Here is an 11,746-nt window from a genome sequence, read left to right on the forward strand (position 1 = left end):
ACTTACCTTTATACTGGTTCGCACCATATACATATAAACTATCATAGTGGTTCGAACCAATGCAAGATGAAAAAGACAAAAAACCATACGACCGTGCAAACAGCACAAGAAGAACAATCCGATTTGATGATGATTTGCTCAAACAAATAGACTCAGTTATTGGTAATGAGCCATTTAGTTCATGGGTTAAGACAGCCTGTCGTAACGAGCTGGAAAGATTAGGTGTTAAGCCTAAAAACTGATATTTGCCATACCAGAGAAGTAAGCTAATATTAATATTCTCACTTGCTCGGTATTTAATATCGACGTTTCCAAGGGTAGCCGATTGGCTGCCCTTTTTTATGGACTCCAAAAACTCAATTCTGCCTTGTGTAGTGCCCCCAGATAAACCTTGCCAATGAGGATAATTCGCCTCTTTAGAAAGGTGAGAAAAATCACCTTTAGCAAATGGTGTAAATTCTCCACGTTTTAGGTTCTCGCTGTTATCCCATCCTCCAACGGTGGTTAGGATTAATTGATTGGCAAAATGTTTTGCTGATTGACCTGAGAAATATTCCCCAGATTGATTTCCCGTAAATTTGGGTGATTGATTGGCATAAATTTTCGCTAATACATCGGCTAAAGTTTTAGCTGATTGCTGAGCCAAAATATTGGCCGAGTAACCAGACGAAAGTTTGTCTGATTGATTGCCAGTAATACCGTAGTTTAAAGCTACAGTATTATTAAGGGAGTAAATTAAACTTACCCCCTTACCTGCCAGTAGGGAATCATTCACTTGGTAGGCAATATTCCACAACTCTGGGGATAATTGATTAATATTTGAACTTTGATACACCGCTTTGGGTGTACTAACCATTTGTAAGTTAATAGCCGTCATTAGTGGATTTCTCCATCAAGAAAATCAGGCTGGTACTTCTTCCATAATTCACGTTCTTCACGCTGTAAATCAGCTTTCTTTTGCTTACAGGATTGCAGGTCACGTCCATGTTTTGAGGCTGTGATTTGGTATTGTTGCTGACGTTTAGTGAAGTCATTTAACGCTGAGAATGGCACACCATACGCGCCAGTTTTACGAATAGATGGGATAACGTCACGGAATACCCAATTAGTAAAACGATGTGCGAATGTGCCTTTAGTGGTTGCCTTGCGGCTACGGGCAATTAGTTTATAGAAACCAGACTCCGCTATAACCTGTCTGTTAGGGTTTCCCTGAATACCATAGTTTAAAGCTATAGTATTTTTTTCGTCCAAGTCTAATGATTTTAAAGCATCACTTGAGTTTAATATTTCCAATGCGTCACAAACATCTTTAGCAACGAACCACGGATCATTATTAATTTTAACTATCCGTACCTCTACCCCCTCAAATCGAATAACGGAAATATCATCTGAGTTAATATTTAAAATAGGCTCTTCACTGAATTTAGGGTGAGCGAATCCACCAGCATTTAAGCTGTTATTTTTTAGTTTCATTTTCTTATTCCGTTATTTTGTCGGGTAGAGGCTTAAAATATTATTTACGTGTACTTTATCTAGCGTCTGGTAATTACCTTGTTCAGCGCGTTCATTAATTAAATTGATAACCTTCTGCGCATCCTGAGCCGTCTTAAAGCGGTAACGGTAGTGTGACCCGATACCATCAGGATTAGGCTCATCAATGCGATCCAGTGTAATATCCAACTTGCGCTCTAACTCCGAGGCGTAGTTCCTTGCTGACGATAAGCGACAATGAATTAATATTTCATTCTCTGTAAATCCATTAATGCCAGTACCTAACATATATAAACGGGCACGGTGTTTTTTGGGTGGGTTCTTTGATAGAATAGATGCTGTCGCGTTATCCTGAGAAGCCACCTGTAGCGGGTGGTTTTTCTTTTCCATTATGCCACCTCGCCTGTACGTGATTCAGCAATCTTATTTGCTACCCACTCATCGACCTCTGACTCAACAAAAGCAATAGAACGAGTGCCGATTTTTACTGATTTAGGGAATTGACCTGCTTCAATGAGGCGATAAATCCACGCTTTACCGTAGCCCGTACGACGCATAACTTCAGGTAAGCGAATGAGGTTTTCTTTTAAGGTTGTAACTGTTGGCATGGTGCCCCCTGTTATCTAGTTAATGATACGCCTTAGTAGACGTTCGTAGATCTCAGGATGGAATATACTTCGTTGAATTAGGTGTTTTCGTAATATTACAAAAATAGTTCGTAATATTACGAGTCAATATTTTTAAGCCAGCCAGAAACAGCATTTCCACTAGGTAATGAGAGGTTCAATGAGTCGAACTCTGTTCTAATTACTCCTCTTGGATTTTCAATATGAGGGCGGGGGTTATCAGCAACATCTTTGCCATACTTAGTAAAAAGTAAACCGTAAATAAATTGAGCTTGTGCGTTTTGTGTTTTTAATGAAATCTTTTTTTGGGGCTCTCGACTCTCAGAGAAAAATGATTCTATATCTTCCATCTTAATTGCAAAATATGCATTCTGAGGCAAGCTAGTGCAGGGAATAAAGCTATTTTCCATTTTGCCATGGCGAACTTCATCTCGGATATTTTTCAACTTTTCTATATGCCCAGAAAGAAAACCACTTCCCTCACCATCCTGTGATTGACTTAATTTGATTAACTCCAGTAGCTCTTTCTCAACATCAAACCCAGTGATTAACTGATATTTTTTTGTTGGTTCAGCGATGACGATCCCCTTTATGTCATATAACGACCGTGTTGGCATAGGCAATTGTTCTTCTTGCGAATATATTCTTTCCGCTTCATGTTTTGCTATACCTGTAGGCAAAGCTGACCATAAACTAGAAACCCTCATGATCTGATTATCAATAGGTGTAGCGTGAGGAACTAATGTATTAGGCAATATTGGCTCTTGGCTTAATAGTTTACGATTATCGGAAAGAGCTGTTTCTGTTTCAGATAAAACATAAGAAAGTGGCCTATCTGTAATGTCTACAGCCCTAACAAAAACTGGGGTATGAAAAAAAACAGAGGGTCTGATTACGCCATCAGCAATCAATCGCGCAACATCAGATAATCTAATCTCATTTTTTAATTTCTTACTTAAAAAGCGAGATGTTTCTTTAAGTGTTAGCCATTTTCGGCTAGCTAATATATCCACGCCTCACTCCCTGAGTTATCTGTGGTCTACTGTCGTCCATTAAGAAATACTAAAGTAAAGTGTATAGTATATCTGCGTATTATCAAGTGAACTAAATGGAGGCTACTTGTGGATAAGTTCGTTGATATTTTAAATATTTACTGCAATAACAATTTATTACAAAACAAAAAACCAGACATTTTATTATCTGGTTCTGCATGCGACTGCTGGTGGATTAAGCACATTTAAAATTGCCGTGGACAACATTATCCCCGTTCTCTAATGCCCCCATGTAATCAGCGTACCATTGAAGCATTTCTCTACGGCCATCAATGTACTGAGCATGGTTATACGTTCCACGGATAGAGTTCTTATCAACGTGCGCTAGCTGTGTCTCAATCCATGCAGTGTTATAGCCTTGTTCGTGTAGGATGGTACTCATTGTGTGCCTGAATCCGTGACCTGTGGCTCTACCATCATAACCAATACGTTTTATGACCTGATTTATTGCCGCTTCACTCATTGGCTTAGAAGCATCATTCCTGCCATGAAAGATATACTTAAACCGCCCTGTTAAGGTTTGTATTTCTCTGAATAATTCTAACGCCTGCGTAGAGAGTGGGACCATGTGAGGACGACGCATTTTCATACGCTCTTTTGGGATTTCCCAAATAGCCTTATCAAAATCGATTTCTGACCATTCAGCAGCTCTAAGCTCAATAGTACGAACACCTGTTATCATTAATAGTTTTGTAGCAATCTGAGTGATCTTACTTCCACTGCATACAGATAGTGCCTGTAAAAAATCAGGTAGCTCATTAACGTTTAAATGAGGAAAGTGTTTTGCCTTTGGCGTAGACAGTGCGCCAGCTAATTCTGATGCAGGGTTATACTCTGCCCGCCCCGTAACAATTGCATAGCGGAATACTTGGTTACATGCCTGTCTTATCTTCTTTAGCTTATCCAACACACCACGCTTTTCTAATTTTCTAAGCACCTCTAGCATGTCTAGCGGCTTAATTTCCGTAATGCTAGCTTTACCAATGTAAGGGAAGATATCTTTCTGGAAGGCTTCTAATAAGTCATCAGCGTAGCCTTGCGACCAATTCGGCTTTTTATAGTCGTGCCATTCAAGCGTGATTTTCTCAAAGCTATTATTTACCTGAGACTCTTTTTCTCGCTTTTCGGCTTTCTTTACCAACGATGGGTCATCACCTAACGCTAATATGCGCTTGGCTTCTTCTCTTTTCGCCCTAGCTTGTGCGAGTGATATTGATGGATATACACCTAAAGCCAGCCTTTTCTCTTTACCAGCATATCTATATTTCATACGCCAATACTTAGAACCATTTGGAGCAACTTCTAAATACATGCCCCCACCGTCAGAAAGTTTATAAGCTTTCTCTTTTGGCTTGGAAGTGTCTACTTGTCTGGCTGTTAGCTTCATTTGGGGGCACCGATTTTCATTGAACGGGGTAATGCCCCCAATTATGCCCCCACATATATGTAGATTTCAATAGACGTAACTAGACCTTGGAATACTAGGAATTCTTGTGATAGCTGATTTTATAAGGGTTTTATAGACTGTTGTAGACTTTGAAATACTTGAGAATGGTACGCCCTACAGGATTCGAACCTGTGACCTACGGCTTAGAAGAGCGTAGAATTAATACTTTATAATCAGTTAATTACAGTCTTTCTCAGTGTTCACAAGCCACAAAGAAGGCAAAGTAATTCAAAGTTGTTTAAAGTCGTTCAATCACATTTAAACTTGAACGTCCCAACCACGTCCCATCATTCTCCTCTCATTTTTGTGTCACAATTTCGGCACAGACTGCATACTCCCAGTTAGCACACCACGTTAGACGACAATACCTTTCCTTGTCAGCGCCCATGCTTTTATCGCTTTGAATGTTGACGCCATTTCAGACTCAGTTAGTGCTCTATTGTAAATAGCAGAGTAAGCATAATCACCAATAGCGCCCTGCGTGCCCGTTCCACCCAAAACCAACTGTACGCCATTTGGTGCCCCAGGTGCGCCACCATTATTTGCATAAATGATTGTTTGTGGATGACTTCCGTTTACAGAGCATTTAACCGTTGTTTCGCTTGCAGAAAAAACAACAATATTCCAGCGCGTTGTTGAAAGTGCATCTGATATTTCCATTACTTTATCTTTAAATACTGCTTGAATTTTACCTGCCGAATTTAGAACCATGCTCACACCAACGCCAGTATTTTTATAGCGCCACAGGTAATTAGTTCTAACTAGATTTGGCTTAATCAACAATACGAATGTTCGACTATTTCCCGATGCAACACCTGCCGTGTATTGATGATACGTTTGCTTCGATGCCCAGCCATCTGTGAGCGTTAAAATCCCATTGTTAAATGTTGGATCTACAGGTGTGCTACCCGTCCCGATATACACAAGATTATTGCCGTTTCCTGTACTGTCATCAAGATAATTACTTTGTGATAGCATTTGTTGCATTGCGTGCATATCATCTGTAATTAATTTCCCGTAATCGCCTAGCTTAGGAAGATTTGAATTAGTGAAGCTTGCATCTTTTAATCGAATAATTGTACCCATGTTATTTGACCTCTTTTGGATTTGTGTAAGGTAATTTTTTGTTAAACGCTAACGCCCAGTTATAAAGTTTAACTGTGCTATCTAAGCCAACTGTCGTGTCAGAGTCGCGTAGGTTTCCGCGAGCACCTGTTAATGGCCCACCGCCATTACCACCAACACCATAGTATGCGTAAGATAAAAATACATTTGGTGCTAAGTCTCTGTTTACACGTAGCTCTACTGAGTTGTTGTTAAGTAATTTAATAGATGTAATTTGCAATACACCAGAATCGTCGCGCAAATCGAATCCATAATTACCGGGGTTTGTGACAAGTGTTTCATCGAAAACTAATGGTGGCTCAGGAACATGAAAACGAGCAATGACGGTCTTAGTTCCTAATTGTTCTATGCTAATAGGCTCAAGTGGTCGCCAATCTTCCCCTCGGTACACTTTCTTATACAGAACCTTGCCCCATTGCATGCCGAATTGAAGTGAACCTTTGTTCGTCGGGTGAAGAGCATCAGCATGTTCAATCCAATAAGTCGGTGTTGTCACTGTAATATTGCTGTCACTTTCTGCTAAACGATAGAATGCATCTGCAATTGTATTCGGAGACTCACTGCCGACTGGCGCGTAATACTGATTACCTGATGGCTGATAAACTAAGATTGGGAACTGATATCCCTGCTTTGTGATTGCATCGATGTCTGTTTTATAATCCGACATCATTGCATTAAATTTAGCAATATAAGCATCAGCAGTATCGTCTCTGTTATCTTCACCCTGAATCCAGTTAAACGCCTGAACCGAATAGCTTTCATTAGCTAACTCAGCTAAACGATGCCCTTCACTGACAGCATGTATTGCGCCCTCATAAGAACCAGTTGAACCACCCTTTGACAGCGACTCGATCCTTGCACCACTATTACCGTGGGACGATGCAAGCGTCTGATAATCATCGCGGTAGGTTGGGTCTTTACTGTAATCCATACCGCCGGACATCAAGAATTTCATTTGCTGCATGGCATTCCAGATAACAGCAGATGTATTGTCATACTTAGCTTGCACGAGAGTATTATTGATCTGGTCTTGCTTGAGAAATAAACCGCCAGAGAATGTCTTATCATTGCTGTCTTGCAGCGGTAATGCTGTTCCAGATCGAACTGATAGCGATTGGCCGTTCATAATGAAGTGATTCAGTGAAACCGCATGGTTATTACTTGTTTCTTTATCCCTATTTGTCGTGTCAGTAGCACCGACGACCTCGCCGTTGATTGTCACGCCGTAAATCACGTTATCTTCGCCATCGACAATTGCATAAGCAAGACCACTAAATGCGTCATTATAGATAGATGTGTCATCGATATTAACGGACTGACTTTTCAGCGCGCTTGCAATAACCGCCCCGCTTTCATCTATACCAAATGCCAATTTTTCATTTTTATCAACAAGTGCATGCATTAAGTTTGAAAATGGATTGTCAGCAATGTTACTGCTCTCACCAACATCAATATCATCGGAAAACAAACCTGACAGGGCCTTTATCTTTCCACTCTCATCAGCTGACAAGATAACCTTTTCTTCTTTATCCATGATGATAGGAACTTCATTAGTTGTTAAAAGATTAAGCGGATAAGCTAAACTTTCAGCTATTTCATCGATATAACGCTTTGATGGATAAATAGCTAATAACTCCGATTGTGTTGCGCTGATACGTCGATATTCATAAACTGCGACTTTATCTGCACCTTGCACTCTAAAGTTAACACCATCGGCGACCGCTAATCTACCTTCATCCTCAGTCCTATAAAGCCCGCCACTTATCATTGCTGAATTTTTGGCATTCTCAGCAGCTATCTTTGATTCTTCAGCTTTGTCTGCATATTCGTGAGATAACTCAGCTGCATTTTTTGCTTCATTGACAGTTGAATCCAGATCGGATTGAACCCCTTCGGCTGCTTCTCTCGCCAAGTTAGCTTGTTCTAGTGCTTTCGCGGCGGCTTCAACCGTTGGCCCTGCAGAGATTGCCGCTTCTTCTAACCCCTTAATAGTTAAGCGGTCATTCCCAAGCCTATCAATATAAAAATGAGATTCTGAATTTACTACCTCATCTATTTTACTTGCGTTAAATGGCAAATCTCTAACGTCACTGCTTGGCACTGGATTTTGAGTAGGATCTAACTTTCTCATTCTTCACCTTCAATAAAAAAGCCAGCTCTAATGGCTGGCTTGTTGGTTAATGATTGCTGTTATGCGTTGTAGTCTGGTTTTGCGTCGAAATATTCGGTTGCAGTTATTGTGTAGCGTTCGCCACCAAGTGGGCGCTTATCTGTAATGACCCACTTGATGTTTTCGAGTTCAACTGATGCTGCTATCACATATCTAGAAGGGGATTGTTTCTGATACCCATCATATAAATTGAGTTCGATATCTTCTGGCACACTGGCGATAAAGCCGAACTCTGTATCTAGCCTAGGATATGCTTTAAACTTCTGCGTTGTGTACCCCATAGAATCAGTGAGATACACCCACATTTCCTCATCAAATTTGATTTTCTCGCTAGTTGTGAATACCTCTCCGTTTCGTTCAGTGATATATCCTGCCTGCTGGTTTGAATCGTAAGTATCCGCTATCAGTACCATGTCTGATGGGTACACATTCCCACCATCTGCAAGGGTTGTCAGGCTGATGCTTGTTCGTTGGTGAATTAATCGGTTAGCTTCTAACAGCGCCCTATCCATTGCTTGATAGCGATTTCTACAGCCCTGCAAAACTATCTTATTCGGCGTGCGCGATAGCCCTTCCGTAATGCCGTTTTCATCAACTCGAAAACGGATATAGTCTTTCTTGTTGCGAACCGGTTCGACATACTCAAGCTCAATCCCGTCATATCCCGATGGCATTGACATGTCATACGATATCTTCATATCGTTACCAGTGATGTTTGAGCGGTTGAATGTGGTCATTGGGAATTCGCTGGACTGCTCACGGGAGAATGTCAGCACGGCATTATCGAAATAAGCGGTTACCCTTGCGGCGTTACAGATAGTTTCAATGCGCTGACCGAGTGAGATATCCTCATCATCAAAGGTGAAGTCAAAATATCCTAATCGTTCATCTGGCAAGCCATCGAAAATCCGATACAGCCCGTCAATGTCTATATTCTTCTCACTTTCTCCTGCGGTAATCAGCCAAGTATGCAACACTGCATCAGCAAAGCTTCGCGATGGCCTTAGCGTATAATCAACTTGCTTTGATACTCGGTCATACGAAATAACCATGCGCGTGGCCAATAAGTTATATTTGCGCTCTCTCGCTCCTGTAGGTGCTTCAGTGGCTCTCACTGACACATTAACAATCGTGTCATTCTCAAAAACGACATTTTCACGAACTCGGACAATGTGAGCGTTTTCGATTTTCATGATGCTCTGGTCGCTGCTGTTATTGCGTCGAGTGAGCTGTACAGCGTAACGCCCGCGGCCTGAATTCAGAGTCACTTTGTCTGTTTTATAATAAACTCGTGCGCCATTGTTAGCGCTTAGCGCAGTATTGAAGCTTTGACGAGTGCCAGCTATTTCCTCGTTATCCGTATTTATCTTCCAGATTTCGACAGTTGCATTGCAATTATCACCGCCACCAAGTTGTGCCTGTAAGTGAATCCACATCTGGTCGCCGTCAACAGGCGAAAAGAACGGGCCCACTGTTAAAAACTGGTTGTCATACAGAATGAATTTTGTCGTATTCACTACTTCATTCGGCGGGAGTTGCGCTAAATCTGTCCCGCTTAGGTTAGTAAAGAAGAATTCGTAATACTCGACAGGGTTAATCAACGAACCATCGTCACTCTCTTTCGCATCAACTAGCTGAGCGTCAATCTTCACATCTTTAGTGACAGAACCCTGTGGCGTGTCGTAACTCACATTCACAGTCATTGAGATAGAGCGCGGCTTTGTCAGTTCGTAGAAGTACTCAAACTCATCTTGCTTAACGATTTTTATCGCCGCTTCACCGCCTTTTATCTCACCTGAAACTACTTCGTTTGCCGTCGCTGTTTGCTGCGGGATGTCCTTGCTTTCGTTAGGCCCTGGTAACTCTTGTCCGTCGATGTCTGGAAACTCGAAGCCTTCATTAATCAGCGGTATAACTTCCTTGGGCTTGTATATTTTGTAACTTGCCCCAGCCATTGCGGTAAAATCAGATTCAGCAAATCGGATACTTTCCGTTTTATATTCGCCAATACCGATGTTTAGCCACTCGGTAACAGTCTTGAGGTTGTTGTTATACTCAAACATTGACTGCTGAATGAGGTCAGTAAACGCCCTTACTTGACCGTGAATTTCTGGTCTTGCTTGGTATGCTCTGGCAACGTTTGTTTGTCCTGTAAGGCGGTTATTTGGGCTATCTTTGACATTCGACTCAGCCGCAGAAAATGACGGTGTTTTTGGCGCGAGAAAAGAGAATACTTTCGTGACAAGGTTAAAAACCGGATTCAGGATGTCGCCGATAACCCCTTTAGGTTGGTCGAACACTTGAATAAAGTGCGTCGGTGTTATCTCGAAATCTAACTCGTCATCGTCTTGCAGCTCACGACCGTTAACGATAATCACCACATCGGTATGCAACTGCTGATGCACTAGAAAATCGCTATAAAAAAAAGAGCCGACTGTTAAATCGACTCTTTCTTTCGGTGTTCCAGCCACTCGCTGAATTTCAACTATCGGCATATTTCATAAACTCCAATTTCGTGAATTTCTTCTCAAGCACAATGAGCCTATCCATTCTTACAGCCCCGTTTTCCCCTCTGCTATGAAATGCATTGCCATCGATAATTAATCCGATGTGGGCTGGCTGAGAGCCGCGATAACCAATGAATATCCCGTCATCTACTGGATACTCGGTGCGCTGCCAGAATTCGACCTCATTCTCATAGCAGGTTACAAAATCATGGTCCGATTCGTAGCCAGCGTCATGATGAATTTCCGTACCTAGTACGTACCTAAAATACAAGACCACCAAGCCCCAGCAGTCACACTCATTCAAAGTACACGCCCGATTCTTCCACGGCTTACCTATCATCTTGTTTATGAATTCATTTCTCGTCATTAAACAGTCTCCAAGCCTGTGAATTCTTCCATCGTGTAAATGCGCCCAACGTTTTTATTTAGTGGGTTATTCATCGACAGCGTGACAGTGACCGATTCCGCATCAAGTGAGCAGTCTTTCACATACAGCGACCATTCACTTATCGGGTTATCTTTGTCGGCTGAATCAAATAGCCTGAACGTTGCGATGATCGGCTTCATTCGAGTATTTGACCGCCATAGCTTGAGTTGCTGCTTAAAGTCCTGCGCGACTCGGCTAAACTTAACCGAAGCGTCAATAATCGGTGTTTTACTTTGCTGGCTTTCAGCGAGTTCAAAGTTACACGGCTGATATTCAATACCACCCAAGACTTTAGGCTCTATCTGCAAGCTGACTAAATGAATGTTTCCGAATGATGGGTGATAGAATTGAATTGTCTCGTAGAATGTACGCATCGGTCGTTTCGCTCTGTACTCTCTTAACTTCATTCTCCCCCCTTGCATCGCGGTAGGCGCTCAGTGACGACAATATCGAGCAGTCCCCACTCTTCAGGCAACAACTCGACAATCAAGTCGACGAACTCATCATCTGTATTGTTCAGTTTTCGGCAAATAATGCTTCCCGTCCATGTCACCACACCAGCAACTATCGACGTCTGCACTGGCATTTGAACGAAGTGAACTATTTGCTCTTGCAGTCCACTACCGCCCAAATCAATTTCCATGCGAAACCAGCGCTTACCGTTATCAAGATAGTTAGGGCTTCTCAGCCATTGAGCGAAGCGCCTTTCCTGCTCTCTCCTCAATACCCATCGCACACTCCAAACGGTTTTTAAATCATCCGTAAGAGGCTGGAAAATAGGAGCGCCAACCTGTGGCTGGTCAGTCCTAAATCCCGTGTCGATGGTCATATTTTTATCTGCCCTAATCGGCAATGGCATACCGCGAGGGTAATCAATAATTTCGTCCATCTTTACCTCTTG

12 protein-coding genes are annotated in these 11,746 nt (G+C 41.9%); 1 reads left to right on the forward strand and 11 read right to left on the reverse strand.

Annotated features, from left to right (window positions below; all coding sequences use genetic code 11):
* The first annotated feature begins 59 nt into the window (after positions 1-59).
* A complete protein-coding gene (locus M1F25_RS15910) occupies positions 60-242 on the forward strand; it encodes a YlcI/YnfO family protein (RefSeq protein WP_071585900.1) in 183 nt (60 codons plus the stop codon).
* 634 nt (positions 243-876) lie between these two features.
* Here M1F25_RS15910 and M1F25_RS15915 read toward each other — a convergent pair.
* The 11 genes from M1F25_RS15915 to M1F25_RS15965 form a co-directional block, all read right to left on the reverse strand.
* Positions 877-1,473 carry a Bro-N domain-containing protein gene (locus tag M1F25_RS15915; protein WP_181488336.1) on the reverse strand — a complete coding sequence of 199 codons (597 nt, stop codon included), beginning with the start codon at positions 1,471-1,473 and terminating at the stop codon, positions 877-879.
* A gap of 12 nt (positions 1,474-1,485) precedes the next feature.
* On the reverse strand, positions 1,486-1,881 hold the full coding sequence (locus tag M1F25_RS15920) for a hypothetical protein (protein ID WP_181488337.1): 396 nt from the start codon (positions 1,879-1,881) through the stop codon (positions 1,486-1,488).
* A complete protein-coding gene (locus M1F25_RS15925) occupies positions 1,881-2,099 on the reverse strand; it encodes a helix-turn-helix transcriptional regulator (RefSeq protein ID WP_172767332.1) in 219 nt (72 codons plus the stop codon). The genes M1F25_RS15920 and M1F25_RS15925 overlap by 1 nt, the downstream gene beginning before the upstream one ends.
* A 116-nt stretch (positions 2,100-2,215) precedes the next feature.
* Entirely contained in the window at positions 2,216-3,130 is a 915-nt protein-coding gene (locus M1F25_RS15930) for a hypothetical protein (protein WP_094960711.1), read from the reverse strand.
* A gap of 214 nt (positions 3,131-3,344) precedes the next feature.
* Positions 3,345-4,556, reverse strand: coding sequence for a tyrosine-type recombinase/integrase (locus tag M1F25_RS15935; RefSeq protein ID WP_181488339.1), 1,212 nt, complete (start codon positions 4,554-4,556; stop codon positions 3,345-3,347).
* Between the two features lie 414 nt (positions 4,557-4,970).
* The gene (locus M1F25_RS15940) at positions 4,971-5,702 is read right to left on the reverse strand and encodes a LamG-like jellyroll fold domain-containing protein (protein ID WP_181488341.1); all 732 of its coding nucleotides are present in this window, start codon (positions 5,700-5,702) and stop codon (positions 4,971-4,973) included.
* Position 5,703: 1 nt separating this feature from the next.
* Positions 5,704-7,872: a hypothetical protein gene (locus M1F25_RS15945; protein ID WP_181488343.1), complete on the reverse strand. Its 2,169-nt coding sequence runs from the start codon at positions 7,870-7,872 to the stop codon at positions 5,704-5,706.
* A 59-nt stretch (positions 7,873-7,931) separates the two neighbouring features.
* Positions 7,932-10,406, reverse strand: a complete 2,475-nt coding sequence (locus M1F25_RS15950; protein WP_181488345.1) for a host specificity factor TipJ family phage tail protein — start codon at positions 10,404-10,406, stop codon at positions 7,932-7,934.
* Positions 10,393-10,785 (reverse strand): NlpC/P60 family protein, encoded by a 393-nt coding sequence (locus tag M1F25_RS15955; protein WP_181488347.1) that lies wholly within the window; start codon positions 10,783-10,785, stop codon positions 10,393-10,395. Before M1F25_RS15955 ends, M1F25_RS15950 begins: the two co-directional genes overlap by 14 nt.
* Positions 10,785-11,252, reverse strand: coding sequence for a DUF1833 family protein (locus M1F25_RS15960; RefSeq protein ID WP_181488349.1), 468 nt, complete (start codon positions 11,250-11,252; stop codon positions 10,785-10,787). The genes M1F25_RS15955 and M1F25_RS15960 overlap by 1 nt, the downstream gene beginning before the upstream one ends.
* Positions 11,249-11,734, reverse strand: coding sequence for a hypothetical protein (locus tag M1F25_RS15965; protein WP_181488351.1), 486 nt, complete (start codon positions 11,732-11,734; stop codon positions 11,249-11,251). Before M1F25_RS15965 ends, M1F25_RS15960 begins: the two co-directional genes overlap by 4 nt.
* Positions 11,735-11,746 lie beyond the last annotated feature (12 nt).

Source organism: Providencia sp. PROV109 (assembly GCF_033681625.1).
GTDB lineage: Bacteria > Pseudomonadota > Gammaproteobacteria > Enterobacterales > Enterobacteriaceae > Providencia > Providencia hangzhouensis.

Bases quoted from the DNA above. Each gene is read 5' to 3' on its own strand.
- M1F25_RS15925 (WP_172767332.1), bottom strand. From the start codon at position 2,099: ATGCCAACAGTTACAACCTTAAAAGAAAACCTCATTCGCTTACCTGAA.
- M1F25_RS15920 (WP_181488337.1), bottom strand. From the start codon at position 1,881: ATGGAAAAGAAAAACCACCCGCTACAGGTGGCTTCTCAGGATAACGCG.
- M1F25_RS15915 (WP_181488336.1), bottom strand. From the start codon at position 1,473: ATGAAACTAAAAAATAACAGCTTAAATGCTGGTGGATTCGCTCACCCT.
- M1F25_RS15950 (WP_181488345.1), bottom strand. From the start codon at position 10,406: ATGCCGATAGTTGAAATTCAGCGAGTGGCTGGAACACCGAAAGAAAGA.
- M1F25_RS15960 (WP_181488349.1), bottom strand. From the start codon at position 11,252: ATGAAGTTAAGAGAGTACAGAGCGAAACGACCGATGCGTACATTCTAC.
- M1F25_RS15940 (WP_181488341.1), bottom strand. From the start codon at position 5,702: ATGGGTACAATTATTCGATTAAAAGATGCAAGCTTCACTAATTCAAAT.
- M1F25_RS15945 (WP_181488343.1), bottom strand. From the start codon at position 7,872: ATGAGAAAGTTAGATCCTACTCAAAATCCAGTGCCAAGCAGTGACGTT.
- M1F25_RS15935 (WP_181488339.1), bottom strand. From the start codon at position 4,556: ATGAAGCTAACAGCCAGACAAGTAGACACTTCCAAGCCAAAAGAGAAA.
- M1F25_RS15965 (WP_181488351.1), bottom strand. From the start codon at position 11,734: ATGGACGAAATTATTGATTACCCTCGCGGTATGCCATTGCCGATTAGG.
- M1F25_RS15955 (WP_181488347.1), bottom strand. From the start codon at position 10,785: ATGACGAGAAATGAATTCATAAACAAGATGATAGGTAAGCCGTGGAAG.
- M1F25_RS15910 (WP_071585900.1), top strand. From the start codon at position 60: ATGCAAGATGAAAAAGACAAAAAACCATACGACCGTGCAAACAGCACA.